The 15,083-nt window shown below is 66.5% G+C and carries 13 protein-coding genes; 6 read left to right on the forward strand and 7 right to left on the reverse strand.

Translation table 11 applies throughout. The features are described 5' to 3' along the window. Positions 1-152: 152 nt before the first annotated feature. Positions 153-779 (reverse strand): Uma2 family endonuclease, encoded by a 627-nt coding sequence (locus AB0N05_RS00390; protein WP_364685393.1) that lies wholly within the window; start codon positions 777-779, stop codon positions 153-155. A 106-nt stretch (positions 780-885) separates the two neighbouring features. Between AB0N05_RS00390 and AB0N05_RS00395 the strand changes: the two genes are divergently transcribed. Continuing rightward, the gene (locus AB0N05_RS00395) at positions 886-1,689 is read left to right on the forward strand and encodes a transglutaminase family protein (RefSeq protein WP_364685398.1); all 804 of its coding nucleotides are present in this window, start codon (positions 886-888) and stop codon (positions 1,687-1,689) included. A 32-nt stretch (positions 1,690-1,721) separates the two neighbouring features. After that, positions 1,722-2,909: an alpha/beta hydrolase gene (locus AB0N05_RS00400; protein WP_364685401.1), complete on the forward strand. Its 1,188-nt coding sequence runs from the start codon at positions 1,722-1,724 to the stop codon at positions 2,907-2,909. Here AB0N05_RS00400 and AB0N05_RS00405 read toward each other — a convergent pair. Then, positions 2,891-3,505 carry a rhomboid family intramembrane serine protease gene (locus tag AB0N05_RS00405; protein WP_364685404.1) on the reverse strand — a complete coding sequence of 205 codons (615 nt, stop codon included), beginning with the start codon at positions 3,503-3,505 and terminating at the stop codon, positions 2,891-2,893. The two genes, AB0N05_RS00400 and AB0N05_RS00405, sit on opposite strands and share 19 nt — an antisense overlap. Before the next feature lie 79 nt (positions 3,506-3,584). Here AB0N05_RS00405 and AB0N05_RS00410 point away from each other — a divergent pair, with 79 nt between their 5' ends. The 4 genes from AB0N05_RS00410 (at position 3,585) to AB0N05_RS00425 (ending at position 9,223) form a co-directional block, all read left to right on the forward strand. Continuing rightward, complete coding sequence (locus tag AB0N05_RS00410) at positions 3,585-5,006, forward strand: FUSC family protein (protein WP_364685407.1); 1,422 nt, start codon at positions 3,585-3,587, stop codon at positions 5,004-5,006. Positions 5,007-5,107: 101 nt separating this feature from the next. Then, entirely contained in the window at positions 5,108-6,847 is a 1,740-nt protein-coding gene (locus AB0N05_RS00415) for an amidohydrolase family protein (RefSeq protein WP_364685411.1), read from the forward strand. Between the two features lie 159 nt (positions 6,848-7,006). Beyond that, the gene (locus AB0N05_RS00420; RefSeq protein ID WP_364685414.1) at positions 7,007-7,717 is read left to right on the forward strand and encodes a PadR family transcriptional regulator; all 711 of its coding nucleotides are present in this window, start codon (positions 7,007-7,009) and stop codon (positions 7,715-7,717) included. A 12-nt stretch (positions 7,718-7,729) separates the two neighbouring features. Then, positions 7,730-9,223, forward strand: coding sequence for a DHA2 family efflux MFS transporter permease subunit (locus AB0N05_RS00425; RefSeq protein ID WP_364685417.1), 1,494 nt, complete (start codon positions 7,730-7,732; stop codon positions 9,221-9,223). 82 nt (positions 9,224-9,305) lie between these two features. On the opposite strand, the gene AB0N05_RS00430 is transcribed toward AB0N05_RS00425, so the two are convergent. From AB0N05_RS00430 to AB0N05_RS00450, 5 genes are all read right to left on the reverse strand, one after another. Further along, a complete protein-coding gene (locus AB0N05_RS00430) occupies positions 9,306-9,926 on the reverse strand; it encodes a Uma2 family endonuclease (protein ID WP_364685420.1) in 621 nt (206 codons plus the stop codon). A gap of 113 nt (positions 9,927-10,039) precedes the next feature. Then, entirely contained in the window at positions 10,040-11,608 is a 1,569-nt protein-coding gene (locus tag AB0N05_RS00435; RefSeq protein WP_364685423.1) for a molybdopterin-dependent oxidoreductase, read from the reverse strand. A gap of 64 nt (positions 11,609-11,672) precedes the next feature. Then, positions 11,673-12,092 (reverse strand): VOC family protein, encoded by a 420-nt coding sequence (locus AB0N05_RS00440; RefSeq protein ID WP_364685426.1) that lies wholly within the window; start codon positions 12,090-12,092, stop codon positions 11,673-11,675. Positions 12,093-12,242: 150 nt separating this feature from the next. Then, positions 12,243-14,036, reverse strand: a complete 1,794-nt coding sequence (locus AB0N05_RS00445) for a long-chain fatty acid--CoA ligase (RefSeq protein WP_364685429.1) — start codon at positions 14,034-14,036, stop codon at positions 12,243-12,245. A gap of 123 nt (positions 14,037-14,159) precedes the next feature. Further along, the gene (locus AB0N05_RS00450) at positions 14,160-15,074 is read right to left on the reverse strand and encodes an alpha/beta hydrolase (RefSeq protein WP_364685432.1); all 915 of its coding nucleotides are present in this window, start codon (positions 15,072-15,074) and stop codon (positions 14,160-14,162) included. Between the last annotated feature and the right edge of the window lie 9 nt (positions 15,075-15,083).

Consider the following 15,083-nt stretch of genomic DNA (forward strand, 5'->3'; position numbering starts at 1 on the left):
CGGCCCTGCGCCGTATCTTGGGAGAGTGCCAGACGCCTCAGTGCCCGACACCGAACAGATCGAACGGCAGCAGACCGGCCTGGCCAGGTTGAAAGAGTTGAGCCACAACCCCTTCCTGACGGACGGGGAACTGCGTGCGCAGTCCGGCTCGGTCAGCGGGCGAGCTGCGTCAGTCGCTTCCAGTCCACTTTGATCGCTATCGGCAGGTCGACGGGAGTGATCTCGTCGGAGCGCTCCAGCTTCTGATGTGGCCGGTATTGGTTGAGAACATGGTCGAGCACATAGGTTTCGATTGCGGCAACATCGTTGTCGACGACGTACACGATCCAGTACCAGGGGATTCCGGCAAGCGCGTATTCAGCGAGTTTGTCAGCGGTGTCGACACGTTCGGTGCCTGGCGAGATGATCTCCACAACCAGTTTGACCTTCGATGCGGGCAGCGGTCGCAGCTCCGATGGAGCACAATCGAACAGGGCCACGTCGGGCCGCCGGATGGTCGCTCTCGGCAACTCCCACAGCAGCACATCGAAATCGGTGTCGATGTCCAGGCATCCGTCGTTGTAGCGACCCATATGGAGTTCGGCCGCTGTTTCGATCAAGTCGGCGATCCGCCGGGCCGCCTTCTGGTGCTGCCGCGAGGGAGACTCGGCGCGCACAGCCTCACCGTTCACCACCTCGACCAACCGACAGAACTCTTCCGGCAGCTTTTTCCAGATGTCGACCGTGATCGGCGCAGGCTGAAGGTTCTCCTCCCGCGCCCAATCGAGCACTTCGGACATGATGCGCTCCTCGCCCAGCCGACAACGACGCCCCGATCCTATAACGGGCTGGTGACCGAGTTGGGGACATGCGGCGCGGGAGGGGTGGGGCTGGGAGGATGGAGGGGTGAAGCGGGAAGTTTCCGCGCGGCTCGATGTTCGGGTTCATGCTGCAACCGTTCTCGAATTTCAGATCGCCGTTACCCGGCAGGCGGGGCTCGAGGTGATCGAGCGAATGGATTTCTGGCTGGACGGGTGGCGGGTGCAGGCGCGGGAGGTGACGGGGCCGCATCACACTCGGATTCACGTATTGGATTGCGGGGCCGGAACTTTGCGGGTGGAGTACAGCGCCACCGTGCTCGGGGTGGCGCAGGCGGAGGGGGCTTCGGAGTATGACCGGGTCGTTTATTTGCGGCCCAGCCGGTATGCCGAGTCGGATAGGTTGCTCGCGTTCGCGGGGGCCGAGTTCGGGTGCGATATAAGCGATCCGGAGCTTCCTGGGCGGATCGCGGCGTGGGTGGGGCGGCGGATTCGGTATTTGCCGGGGAGTAGTGCGCCGATCGATGGGGCGGTGGAGACGTTGTTGTCGGGGGCGGGGGTGTGCCGGGATTACTCGCATTTGACTGTGGCGCTGATGCGGGCGGTGGGGCTGCCCGCGCGGATGACCGCTGTGTATGCACCCGGTTGTGTCCCAATGGATTTCCATTCCATTGTCGAGGTGTACACCGGGGATGCCTGGCGGGCGTTCGACCCGGCTCGGCTGGCTCCGCGGTCCAGTGTGGTGCGGATCGCCACGGGGCGGGATGCGTCGGATATCGCGTTCCTGGTCAATCATGGGGGTGATATCACCATGAACGGGCTCTGGGTGAATGCCTTCGTCGAGGGGCCGCTGCCATCGGATGACATCACGCAGGCGATCACCATCGGTTGAGTGGTTCGGCGTGCCGCAGGGCGGGGATGCGGGTGCGAGTGTTGGATGTGCGCATGATCATTCGCTGGGTGTTCGCCGTATTGGCGGCCGTGATCGCTGCGGTGATGATGGCGTGCACGGTGGTGATTGTGCGATTCGACCTACCTGCGTGGTTTGTCCGATTCTCTTATGTGGTCAGCAATTACGGGCTGTATCTGATCCCGCTTGGGCTCGTCGGCATCGGATTGACCGGGCTGGCGCGGATGCGGGCGGGGCAGGCGCTGCGGTGGACGGCGGCCGGGATCGCATTGCTGTGCGTGGCGGGGATGGTGGTGGCGTGCGTGCCCGTGGTGGCGTCGTGGCGGGAGGCGCACCGCAATGGGGCGAGCCTGTCTATCGTCGATTACTTCACCGGCCGCTCGAATACCGGCAGCCCGGTCGAGCGACTCAGCACCGCCTACAACACGATTGATGGCACGGATCTGCTGCTGGACGTCAAACTCCCGTCCGGAACACCGGCGCGGCCCCGCCCGGCGGTGGTGTGGGTGCACGGCGGCGGCTGGGCGGAAGGCAATCGCGGCGAAGCGCCGAAATGGCATGAGTGGTTGAACGACAAGGGATATGCCGTGTTCGCCATCGAATACCGCATGACTCCGCCGCCGCGCTGGGATCAGGCTCCCGCCGATGTGAAGTGCGCCGTCGGCTGGGTGAAGCAGCATGCGCAGCAGTACTCGATCGATCCGGATCGCGTGATGCTCGCGGGCGGTTCCGCGGGCGGCAACCTGGCCCTCATGGGCGCGTACTCCGATGAGCGAATCTCCCCGAGCTGTGCGGTCACCGATACCTCCGTGCGCGCCGTGGCCGCGTTCTACCCTGCCACCGACCTCGCCGCCGCATGGCGAGATCCATTACTGCTCACCGGCATCCGCGATGACGTCCAGAACTACATCGGCGGTACCCCCGACCAATACCCCGACCGCTACGCCGCGGCCTCACCGATCACCTACGTCCGCCCCGGTCTCCCACCCACCCTCCTCATGCACGGCACCCGCGACCACGTGGTGCCCGAGGCCCAATCCATCACCCTCGCAGAGAAACTCGCCGCGACCGCCATCGACCACGACCTGCTACTGATCCCTTACGGCGAACACGTCTACGACTTCACGTGGGGCGACTGGGGCACCCAGATCTCCCGACACGTATTCGCCGAATTCCTGACCCGTCACTTCCCCGCGAGCTGAGCATGGTCCCGGGGCAGGAGCACGAATCCGGCGACCATCCCGAGAAGCAGTGGGAGACCGTGGTTGTCGCGGACGACGGTATCGACCACGGCCAAGACGGGGACCGCCAGAAGGGCGAGCCTGGGTGGACGGAATGCGGGCAGACGGTCAGGCCACACGAGGGCGACGACGGTGAGCGCGCCGATGAGCCCGGCCACGCACATCGAATTGCCCGCTCCGGTCGACCGCAGCCACAGGTAGCTCATGGTCTGACCGAACAGACCGCAGCCGAAATACAGTAGGAGCCAACGGGTTCGGCCGAATGCTCGCTCGGCGACAATGCCGAAGAACGCCAGAATCAGCAGGTTGAAGATCAGCCCGCGAGTCCAGCCGTCCTGAAAGAACATTGCCGAACCCAGTCGCCACCACTGCCCGTCATCGATCTTCGCCGGGTCACGACGGAACTCGTCGAGCAGTGCGGAGTCCACGAGCTGCGCGATGCCGGTCGCGGCGGTAACCGCGAAAACCGTGGCGGTGACCCAGGGTCGCGGTCGGCGAACGATCCGTTCGAGCAGCCCGGCGGCACCTGCGGGCGGGACGGGTGAAGTGGTGGTCACCCGCCCAGGCTATCCAGCGCGGAGCAGGCGTGACTCATGCGCTGATTGTCGGTGGCCGGGTGGATGCTGCAATGGTGGGATGACTTCGGTTCCGCATTCGCCTCAGCTGCCGACGACGACCCGGCTGCGCACGCTGTTGTTCGCGCTGCCGCCGATCGGGCATCGGTGGGGGCCGGGGGTGCGGTCGGCGGCGGCGTTGGGGATACCCGCGACACTCTTGGTGGCGACCGGGCATGCGCCGTGGGCGCTGTTGACGGCGTTCGGCGCGTTCGCGGTGATGTACGCCGACGGGCGGCCCGCGCGGACGCGACTGCGGTCGGCGGGCGCGGCCGGGCTGGGGCTGCTGCTGTGCACGAGCCTCGGCGCATTGCTCGGGCGGGCCGTTGCCGGGCACGCGGCCGCACCGGCGGTCACGGTGGGGGCGCTGACAGCGGTCGCCGTGGTGGCCGTCTATGTGGTGAATGCCTTGCGGCCGGGACCGCCGGGCGCGTTGTTCTTCGTGCTGACCTGCGCGGGGGCCATGGTCGCCGCCGAGGGCGGGGTGGCCGCCGCGACGATCGTCGGAAGCGCGGCGATCGGCCTGGCCGGGGCGCTGGTCGTGACGCTGGCCAGCGTGGGGATCGATCGGCGGTGGGGTGACTGGACGCGACCGCCCGCTCAGCCGAGTGCGGCGTATCGGCTGCGGCGCTCCTGGTCACCGAATACCCATGCCGTCACGACGGCCGCGCGGGTCGGCGTCGCCTGTGCGGTCGCGGGCGGGATCGCGGCGTCACTGCACTGGTTCCGGCCGCACTGGGCGGTGATCAGTGCACTGGTCGTGCTGTCGCAGGGACCGCATCTCACCGGCGGGCGGGTCCGCGCCCTTCAGCGGTTCGCGGGAACCACGGCTGGTCTGCTGCTGTTCGCGGGCATCTATCAGTTGTCGCCGTCCGGGTACGCGCTGATCGCGGTGGTGGCAGCCTTGATGTTCGCGATCGAACTGTTCATTGCCGCGAATTACGCTCTGGCCGTGCTCTTCATGACGCCGGTGGCACTGTTGACCGGCGGTGCGGGCGCGGTTGGCGGATCGGCGGGGTCGATGATCCGGGATCGGTTCGCGGAGACGCTGATCGGTGTGATCGTTGCGGTGATCTGCCTGAGTATGGTTGCACCGCACGCACACCGGCGAGGGTTCTACCGGACGCAACGCCGTATGCGGGCGACCGCTCGGGAATTGCTGAATGCGCTTCAGGAACCGATGGACGAGCACGGGCGGCGTCTGTGCCGTGATCTGAGATTCGAGTTGATCAGCTGCGAGAACGTCGGAATCGACTGCGCCAATAATGATTCCCGCTGGATCCGCCCGCGCTGGCAGGAGCACGCGGCGCTGATGCACGAGGGGCACGGGCTGCTCGAGGCCGCCGAAGCCACGCCGGTGGGCGAATATCTGCCCGAACCGGAGCGCTGGGCGGGCGTCTTCGATGAGGACGAGGCGGAGGCGGACCCGAAACCCGTGGCCTGATACCGGAATTCTTCCGGGGTCCGGCGAATCGACCATTCACTGACGGAGTGTCCAGTTAGCATACGGCACGTCAGCTACGTATAGGTCAGCTAGGACTCGCCATGAGCTATGAACTCGTCATTACCCAGGGGACCATTGTGGACGGGACGGGCGGGGAACCGTTCCGGGCCGATATCGGCGTCAGCGGGGGCCGGATCAGCGTCATTGCCGGACCGGGCGAGCTCGCGGGGGCCGAGGCCGAGAACGTCATCGACGCGACCGGCTTGATCGTCACACCCGGATTCGTGGATATCCACACGCATTACGACGGGCAGATCACCTGGGATCCCATGCTCACCCCGAGCTGCTGGCACGGGGTCACCACCGTCGTCATGGGCAATTGCGGGGTTGGGTTCGCGCCGGTCACCGAGGCCAAGCGGGAGTGGCTGATCGGGCTCATGGAGGGTGTGGAAGACATTCCGGGAGCGGCGCTTTCGGCCGGAATCCAGTGGGCGTGGCAGTCGTTTCCGCAGTACCTGGACGCCATCGACAAGCTACCCCTGGCCATCGACGTAGGCACACAGGTGCCGCACGGCGCGGTGCGGGCCTATGTGATGGGCGAGCGCGGGGCGAAGAACGAGGCCGCCTCGGGCGAGGACATCGACATGATGGCCAAGCTGGTGCGCGAGGGCATAGAGGCTGGGGCGCTGGGGTTCTCGACCTCACGGACCATCGTGCACCGGGCCATCGACGGGGAACCCGTGCCGGGCACCTTCGCCGCCGAGGACGAGTTGTTCGGCATCGGCAAGGCCCTGGCGGCGGCCGGGACCGGGGTGTTCGAGTTGGCTCCGGCCGGAATCATGGGCGAGGATCTGGCCGCACCCGATCGCGAATTGGATTGGATGGTGCGGCTGGCCGAACTCACCGGGCGGACCGTGAGTTTCGGCCTGCTGCAACATGATGGCGCACCAGATGACTGGAAGCGGCTGCTGGATGCGGCCGGAAAGGTCTTCGAATCGGGAGTTCCACTGCGGCCGCAGGTTTCGTCCCGGCCACTGGGCCTGCTGATCGGCTTGCAGACATTCAATCCGTTCTCGTTCCGGCCCGCGTACACGGCGGCCGCCGAGCAGGCGGGCGGAGATCTGGGCGCGCTGGTCACCCTGCTGCGAGATCCGCAGCTGCGCAACACGATTCTCACCGAGGCGGACGCACCGGACAATCCGATGGCGTTCATCAGCCTCGGCCTGGATCGCACCTTCAATCTCGGGGATCCGCCGCAGTACGAGCCCGATCCGGTGAGCAGCCTGGCGCACGAGGCCGAGCGCGCGGGCCGCGAACCCTTCGACTACCTCTACGATCTGCTGCTGTCGCGGGAGGGACGCGCGCTGTTCTTCCGTCCGCTGCTCAATTACTCCGGCTTCACCCACGACCCGATCCGGGAGATGCTGCTACATCCGGCGACCGCGGTCGGTCTCGGTGATGGCGGCGCGCATGTGGGCGCGATCTGCGATGCCTCCAACACCACCTTCCTGCTCACCCATTGGGCGCGCGATCGTGCACGCGGCGAACGCATTCCACTGCCGACGGCCATTCGCAAGATGACCAAGGACACCGCCGATATGTACGGGCTCACCGACCGCGGCGTGATCGCGGTCGGCAAGAAGGCCGATCTGAATGTGATCGACTTCGAGAACCTGCAATTGCGCCCGCCCGCCATGGCCTACGACCTGCCCGGCGGCGCGCGGCGGCTACTGCAACGCGCCGACGGTTATCGGGCGACCATCGTGGCCGGTCAGGTGGTGCTACGCGATGGCGAGGACACCGGCGCCCGGCCGGGCGCGCTGGTGCGCGGAGCCCGCTGACCGGCGAACCGGCCCGGGGAACTCACAGCTCGGCCGCAGCCCCCGTCGGGGTTGCGGCCGAGCTGTTTCGCGCCGTATATTCCACGTGGAATATTTGGTACGGAGGATGTCGGCGAGGGCGCGTAGCGTCGGAACTCGCCGGGCGGAACGGAGGCGGCAGTGACCAGGAAGCAGGCGGTACCAGCGCTCACGCCCTTGGCGGTGGCGGTGCTCGCACTGCTCGAGGAAAACCCCATGCACCCGTACGAGATGTATCAGCTGCTCATGAATCGGCATGAGGACGAGCTGCTGAAGATCAAGCCGGGGTCGCTGTACCACACGGTGGCACGCCTCGCGGAGCAGGAACTGGTGGTCGCCGAAGGCACCGATCGGGCCGGTAACCGGCCGGAACGGACCACCTACCGGATCAAAAGCGCTGGTCGCGAGGCATTGCGTGGTCGCATCTCGGAAATCCTGCGCAAGCCCGTGAAGGAGTACCCGATCTTCCCGGTGGCCATGGCCGAGGCGCACAATCTGCCTGTGGACGAGGTGATCACTCTTCTCGGTGAACGCATCACCTGGCTCGACGCACAGCTCACCGAGTACGACGCATTACGCGAATGGGCCGAGAAGCGGCAGGTGCCGCGACGGTTCTGGATGGTCATCGACTATGTCGCCGCGCAGACCGCCACCGAGGCGAAATGGCTGCGCACGGTCATCGACGAGCTGACCAGCGGCGAACTGGAGTGGGAGACCTACGACTCCTGCACCGGCGAGCGCACCAGCCATCACGCCAAGACCCTGGGCCACGACTGGGGCGCGGGTCTCACCGAGGAAGACCTCGCCGCGGTGCGCCGGGGCGGTCCGAATCCTTCCATAAACCTCAGTTAGGAACTCGAATCCATGTCCACTCAACGCAATCCGTGGCTGGCGCTATACGCGCTGGTGGTCGGGTTCTTCATGATCCTGCTGGACATGACCATCGTCGCGGTGGCCAATCCGGCGATCATGCAGGACCTGAATGCCGATATCACCAAGGTCATCTGGGTCACCAGCGCCTATCTGCTCGCCTACGCGGTGCCGCTGCTCGTCACCGGGCGGCTCGGAGATCGCTTCGGCCCCAAGAACATCTATCTGATCGGCCTGGCGGTCTTCACCCTCGCCTCGCTGTGGTGCGCGAAGTCCACGAGCGTCGACATGCTGATCGCGGCCCGCGCCGTGCAGGGCCTGGGCGCGGCGCTCATGACGCCGCAGACCATGGCCGTCATCACCCGCACCTTCCCGCCGGACAAGCGCGGCGCGGCCATGGGCCTGTGGGGCGGCGTCGCCGGTCTCGCGACCCTGATCGGCCCGATCCTGGGCGGCGTGCTGGTCGACTGGCAGGGCTGGCAGTGGATCTTCTACGTGAACGTGCCGATCGGCATTGTCGCGTTCGCGCTGGCGGTGTGGCTGGTGCCCGCGCTCGAAACCCATGAGCACAAGTTCGATTTCGTGGGCGTGGCGCTCAGCGCGATCGGCCTGTTCCTGCTGGTGTTCGGCATCCAGGAGGGCAATACCCACCACTGGAACGCCTGGATCTGGACGATGATCATCACGGGCGTCGTGGTGATGGGGCTGTTCGTGGTCAACCAGTCGCGTAATACCGGTGAGCCGCTGGTGCCGTTGAGCCTGTTCAAGGATCGCAATTTCGCGCTCTCGAACCTGGCCATCGCCGCCATGGGCGCGGCGGTGACCGCCACCTTCGTGCCGTTCTACTTCTACCTGCAGCAGGTCCGCGACATGTCGCCGACCCGCTCGGCCCTGGTGCTCGCGCCGATGGCCATCCTGACCGGTGTGTTCGCGCCGGTCATCGGCAAGGTGTCGGACAAGGTGACGCCGCGCGTCATCCCGACCATCGGTTTCGCGGGCTTCGCGGCGACCATCTTCGGGTTCGCCGTGCTGATGAAGCCGGATTCCTCGATCCCGGTCTACCTGGTTCTCGGTGGCATCGCCGGTATCTCCAATGCCTGCATCTGGGCACCCCTGGCGAGCATTGCCACCCATAACCTCCCGGTGCAGCTGGCGGGTGCGGGCGCGGGCATCTACAACACCACTCGCCAGGTGGGTTCGGTGCTCGGTTCGGCCGGTGTGAGCGCACTGCTGGCGGCCCGCATCTCGGCGCAGAACCTGGGCAGCGGACCGATCGGTGAGGGCATGGGCGGCGGCGGTCTGTCGCATCTGCCGCCGGAGGTCAAGGGCCCGATCCTGGAGAAGATGAGCACGGCGCTGAGCCAGTCCATGTATCTCCCGGCGGGGATCCTGCTGATCGGCGTGGTGGCGTCCGCGCTGTTCATCGGGCACACCGCCTCCGCCGGAGGCAAGACTGCGACCCCACCCAAGGTGGATGTCGCGGGCTGAATCGGCCTGCACGGTCAGTGAATTCGATGCCCGCCCGGATCAACTCCGGGCGGGCATCGTCGTTCACTCAGAAGAGGTCCGCTCAGAAGACGAGGGCGAAGAGCCGGGTCCAGTCGATGCGGATCTCGATCGGCATATCCAGCATGGTTTCACCGATGGTGGGCGTGATCCGCCGATGCGGCCGGTAGTGGCCGAGGACGAGGACGTGAGTTTGGATGGCGCTCACACGATCTCGGTCCATATAGACGAGCCAGTACCAGGGGATGCCCGCGAGAGCGTATTCCGCTTGTTTGTCGGTGGTGTCGACCCGTTCGGTGATCGGTGAGACCACCTCGATGGCGATCTTCACCCGCGACGCCGCGAGCGGGCCGACATCATTGGGCGCACAGGTGAACAGCGCGACATCGGGGCGGCGGACCGTGACTCGCGGGGTCTCCCAGAGCAGGACGTCCTGGTCGATCCCGACGTATAGCCAGCCGTCGTTGTAGCGGGCCATATGGGTTTCGGCCGCGTTCTCGACCATGGAGGCGATGCGGCGGGCGGCGTTGCGGTGCGGTTGAGGTGGGGCCTCGGCGCGCACGACATCGCCGTTCACCACTTCGACCAGGCGGCAGAAGTCGCGGGGGAGCTTCTTCCAGATATCGAGGGTGATCGGTTCGGGTTGCAGGTTTTCCGCCCGCGCCCATTCCAATACTCCGGTCATGCGCGCTCCCTATGATTGGGCGACGACGGCCGCCGCCGATCGTAAACCGCGCGCCCAGAGAAAAAGGCCGTTCGGCATTTTCGCCACTCCGGGAAACGCGCGACGGCGAGCGATCAGCCGACGTGCACCGTGCGCGCGGGGTATCCGGTCGCGCCATCGGGAATCTCGCCCTGCCGGACGTCGGTCTGGGTCTCCCCCGCACCGTCGGTGGCCCGCGCCCAGAGGGTGTGCGGGCCGGAAGTCGCGGTGTCCCAATCGAAAACCCACTGCCGCCAGGTGTCCACCGATGGTTCGGCGGCGAGGCGGGCGGGTTTCCAGTCGCCATTGTCGATGTGCACCTCGACGCCGCGGATACCGCGATGCTGGGCCCACGCAACCCCGGCGATGGTGACCTTTCCGGCGGTGAGCGTGCCGCCGCGCGGCGTGTCGATGCGGCAGCCGGTCTTGATCGGGCCGTATGCCGACCAGCCGCGCTTGGTCCAATACGCTTCGGCGCGATCGAATCTCGTAACCTCGATCTCGGTCACCCACTTGGTGGCGGAGACGTAGCCGTACAGTCCGGGCACCACCAGCCGCACCGGATAGCCGTGCGCGGTCGGCAGCGGTTCACCGTTCATGCCCACCGCCAGCAGGGCGTCGCGGCCGTCGGTGAGGGTCGCGAGGGGGCTGCCCGCGGTGAAGCCGTCGATGCTGCGGGAGAGCACCATATCGGCGTCGGCGTGCGGACCCGCCTCGGCGAGCAGCTCATCGAGCCGATAGCCCAGCCAGCGGGCGTTGCCGATCAGCTCGCCGCCCACCGGATTCGACACACAGGTCAGGGTGACGAGGCGTTCGACCGGCGTGCGATTCGCCAAATCGGCGTAGTTCAAGTGGATTTCGTTGTCCACCATGCCGTGAATGCGCAGCGACCAGTCCTCCTTGCTGACCTGCGGGACGGTCAGCGCGGTGTCGATCCGGTAGAAGCTGGAATTCGACGTGACATAGGAACTGAGCCCGGAGATCTGCAAGTCCGCACCCGGTTCGACCACCGTGGCGGGTCCGGACGGCGAGGGCAGCTGCACCTCCGCGCGCTCCCCCGACACATCTCGGGAGCGCAACCCGAACCAGCGGCCCACCAGGCCCGCACCCGCGGCCACCGCGCCCGTGACGGCAATCGCCCGGACCACCTGCCGTCGCTCGAAGGTCAGATCCTGCGATGTATTCGGCTGCGCCGCAGGGGTTTCCGGCTCGGTTGGCGCGGCGGCCAGTTCGTCGAAGTTCGCAATGCGTTGAATCAGGCTGCGCAGCACCAGGATTCCCGCGACCGCGCCGATGATGGACGGGAAGGCCCAGGTCCATGCCGCGTGCGGCCGGGTCAGGGCGGCGAGGGTGGCGATCAGGCCGAAAGCGGCGAACAGCGCCGAGCCGAGCGGGCGCTGCACACGTTCGATGAGTCCGGCCAGCGCGGCCAGCAGTACGGCCGCGACCCCCATGGAAAGGAAAAGCAGCAGTTTGTCATTGGTGCCGACGGTATTGATCACCGATTCGCGCACACTGTCCGGCGTATGGTCCACCACCCACGCGCCGACCGCCTGCAAGGGCGTGCTGTCCGGACTGACCAGCACCCCCACCACTTCGGCGACGCCGAGAACGATCCCGGCAGCCGCGATTCCACTAGCTATCCGTACTCCTCGACCAGCCACGATCCGACCCTACTGCGCGAATCGGACCGTGTACCGGATCGAGAAATGACAGAACGGTGACGAGCTAGCGAGGCAGCGAATACCCGATCATCCACGGCACCCCGAACTTATCGGTGACCATGGCGAATGCCTCGGCCCACTCGGTCTTGCCCACCGGCATGGACACCTTGCCACCGGCCGCGAGTTGCTCGAAGATCCGCTCGACCTCGGCAGTGCTGTCCAGATCCAGGCTCACAGTGAACGGCGGATTATCAGTGCGATCGGCAGCCCGATCCGGTGGGCAGTCGGACGCCATGAGGATGCTGTCCCCCAGCGGCAGCGCGGCATGGGCGATCAGCTTCGACACCCCCTCGGGCAGATCCCCGCCATCCCCCATCTCCCCGAACCGGACGAGCATCAGCTCACCGCCAAGCACGGATTGATAAAAGACGAACGCCTCCTCAGCATTGCCATTGAACAGCAGATACGGATTCACATTGGCCATGGGTTTGCCTCCTCGATCGATTGGACCTACGGGCGCAACAAGCCACCCACAGATTAGGACGACCCCCGCCCCGGAAAATCATCGGCGCACACAAAAAGGCGCTGCCGGTGGAAAATCCACCGGCAGCGCCATTCAGCGGGTTTACTCCGATCAGGAGTAGATGGCTGCCACGTCGGCCTCGTACTTCTTCATGACCACATTGCGCTTGAGCGACATCTTCGGGGTCAGCTCGCCGCCGTCTTGGGACCATTCGACCGGGAGGATGCGGATCTTCTTGATCGCCTCGGCGTGGGAGACCAGCTTATTGGTGGCCGCGACCGCGTCATTGATCTCGGCGACCAGGGCCGGGTTCTCGATGAGGTGCTCGATCGGGGTGTCGGCGGGGATATTGTGGCGGGTCTTCCAACCCGGCAGCGCTTCCGCGTCGAGGGTGACCAGGGCGGCGATGAAGGGTTCGCCGTCGCCGACCACCATGGTCTGGCCGATCAGGGCGTTCTGGTTGAGCGAATCCTCGAGCTGGGTCGGGGAGACGTTCTTGCCGCCGGCGGTGACGATGATTTCCTTCTTGCGGCCGGTGATCGAGATGAAGCCGTTCTCGTCGAGCGCGCCCAGGTCACCGGTCTTGAACCAGCCGTCCTCGGCGAAGGCGTCGGCGGAGGCGTCCGGGTTGTTCCAGTAGCCGGAGAACACCACGGGACCGCGGATCAGCAGCTCGCCGTCGTCTGCGACCTTCGCGCCGTGGCCCGGCAGCGGCTGGCCGACGGTGCCGACCTTGATGTGCTTGGGGGTGTTGACGCTGACGGCCGCGGTGGACTCGGTCAGGCCGTAGCCCTCGTAGATGGTGACGCCCGCGCCGCGGAAGTAGTGGCCCAGGCGCGCGCCGAGAGGGCCGCCGCCGGAGACCGCGGAGGCGCACTGGCCGCCCATGGCCTCACGCAGCTTGCTGAACACCAGCTTGTCGAACACGGTGTGCTGCAACTTGAGCAGCAGTCCCGGGCCGCCGTTCTGCATGGCCTGGCTGTACTGGATGGCGATATCGGTGGCGTAGTCGAAGATCTTGCCCTTGCCGCCGTCGTGCGCCTTCTGCTTCGCGCCATTGAAGACCTTCTCGAACACGCGCGGCACGGCGAGAATGAAATCCGGCTTGTACTTACCGAATTGATCCACCAGCGTGGACCAGTCGGCCGAATGCGCGGTGGTGACACCGGCATCGAACGCGGCCAGTGCGACGGCCCGCGCGAAAATGTGGGCCAGCGGCAGGAACAGCAGGGACTTGCGTCCGGGCTGCAGGAATTCGCTCATGGCGGAGCGGTCCGCGGCCGACTCGGCATACAGGTTGGAGTGCGAGAGCATGACGCCCTTGGGGCGGCCGGTGGTGCCCGAGGTGTAGATGAGCGTGGCCGGGGCGGAGGACTTCACCTGGGCGCGGCGGTCGTGGACCACACTGTCGTCGAGGTCGGAGCCGCGCGCGGTGAGCTCGGCGACGGCGTCCTTGTCGATCTGGAGCACCTCGCCCAGATCATCCAGTCCGCCTTCGATTTCCGCGATGGTGGCGCGGTGCTTGTCGTTCTGGACGACGACCAGCTTGGTGGCGGAGTCGGCCAGGATCCAGCGGGCCTGCTCGGCGGAGGAGCTGTCGTAGATCGCCACGGTGCAGCCGCCGGCCGCCCAGATGGCGAAGTCCAGCACGACCCACTCGTAGGAGGTGGCGGCCATGATGCCGACCCGGTCGCCCAGTTCGATGCCCGCGGCCACGAGTCCCTTGGCCACACCGGTCACGGTCGCGGCGAACTCGGTTGCCGTGACGTCGTTCCAGCCGCCCTTGCCATCCGGGGTATTGAAGACGACCAGGTCAGGGGTCTTCTCAGCATGCCTGAACGCGCCGTCCGACATGTTGGCGTACTCGGGGATGGTGTAGGTAGCCGGGACTTCGAACTCTCGCATCGCTGCCCTTCCACAGTGGATTTACTCGCCAGTAATTTACGCCACGTCTATTGGTAACGCCCGGCGGCCGCCCGAACCGGTTCCCGAGGAGCCCGGCGGACGGCCGACACACGCGGTTCGTCCCTATCCTGTGGACCGGGTTTGCGCAGGTCGCAAGGCTTGCCGCAGGAACTCGCCGAGCTCGCGGGTGATGGCCGCGGCGGGTTCGATGAGGGACGCCTGCAACTGCGAAACGTGCCAGAGGCCCTCGGTCTCGGTGAAGCGGGTGTCGACGCCCGCCGCGCGCAGCTTCGCGACGAGGCGCGTGCACTGGTCGTGCAGCATTTCGTCGACGTCGGCCTGCACGTAGGTGGGTGGCAGACCGTGCAGGTCATCGAGCAAAGGTGCGTAACCGGAGTCGTTTCCGTCGCCGCCTCCCAGATACGCGGCGGCGCACTGCCGCGACCACGGGCGGTTGATCACCAGATCGCGGGAGCGGGACGGAACCTCATTGGGGTCACCCCACGGCGCGATCAGGCCCAGCGCGGCCGGAACGAAGGCATGCCGGTCCCGCAGACGCTCGGCCAGGGCGAGCGAGAGCCCGCCACCGGCCGAATCACCCGACACCGCAATGCGTTCCGGCTCGAAGCCGGAGGCGACCAGTTCCAGGAACGCCGCCTCGGCATCATCCAGGGCCGCCGGATACGGATGTTCCGGAGCCAGCCGGTAGTCCAGAACTTGTACGGCACAGCCGGTTTCGCGCGCCAGAAAGGCCGCCAGCGCGCGATGGGTGGCGGGCGAGCCGACCGTGTAGCCGCCGCCGTGCAGGTACAGCACGGTGGCGGCATCGGAAACCGGTCCGAGCGTGACCCGTTCGGCCGGGCGACCGCCCAGCCGAATCCGGTCCACATGGGTGCCGCGCGGCGAACGCTGCGCCACCGACCCCCAATTCATGAGCGCGCGTTGCACTGTGAAGGGCAACCGGTGATTCATCAACAACCGGAACACCGGATTCAATGCGATGCGGGCGACGGGCAGGGGCAGAGTCACCTCGGGCATGACCAAAAT

This window comes from Nocardia sp. NPDC051030 (assembly GCF_040683015.1).
GTDB lineage: Bacteria > Actinomycetota > Actinomycetes > Mycobacteriales > Mycobacteriaceae > Nocardia.

Excerpts from the sequence above, each read along its gene's own strand:
- AB0N05_RS00440 (WP_364685426.1), bottom strand. The coding sequence starts at position 12,092 with ATGGCCAATGTGAATCCGTATCTGCTGTTCAATGGCAATGCTGAGGAG.
- AB0N05_RS00450 (WP_364685432.1), bottom strand. The coding sequence starts at position 15,074 with ATGCCCGAGGTGACTCTGCCCCTGCCCGTCGCCCGCATCGCATTGAAT.
- AB0N05_RS00410 (WP_364685407.1), top strand. The coding sequence starts at position 3,585 with ATGACTTCGGTTCCGCATTCGCCTCAGCTGCCGACGACGACCCGGCTG.
- AB0N05_RS00425 (WP_364685417.1), top strand. The coding sequence starts at position 7,730 with ATGTCCACTCAACGCAATCCGTGGCTGGCGCTATACGCGCTGGTGGTC.
- AB0N05_RS00430 (WP_364685420.1), bottom strand. The coding sequence starts at position 9,926 with ATGACCGGAGTATTGGAATGGGCGCGGGCGGAAAACCTGCAACCCGAA.
- AB0N05_RS00445 (WP_364685429.1), bottom strand. The coding sequence starts at position 14,036 with ATGCGAGAGTTCGAAGTCCCGGCTACCTACACCATCCCCGAGTACGCC.
- AB0N05_RS00390 (WP_364685393.1), bottom strand. The coding sequence starts at position 779 with ATGTCCGAAGTGCTCGATTGGGCGCGGGAGGAGAACCTTCAGCCTGCG.
- AB0N05_RS00415 (WP_364685411.1), top strand. The coding sequence starts at position 5,108 with ATGAGCTATGAACTCGTCATTACCCAGGGGACCATTGTGGACGGGACG.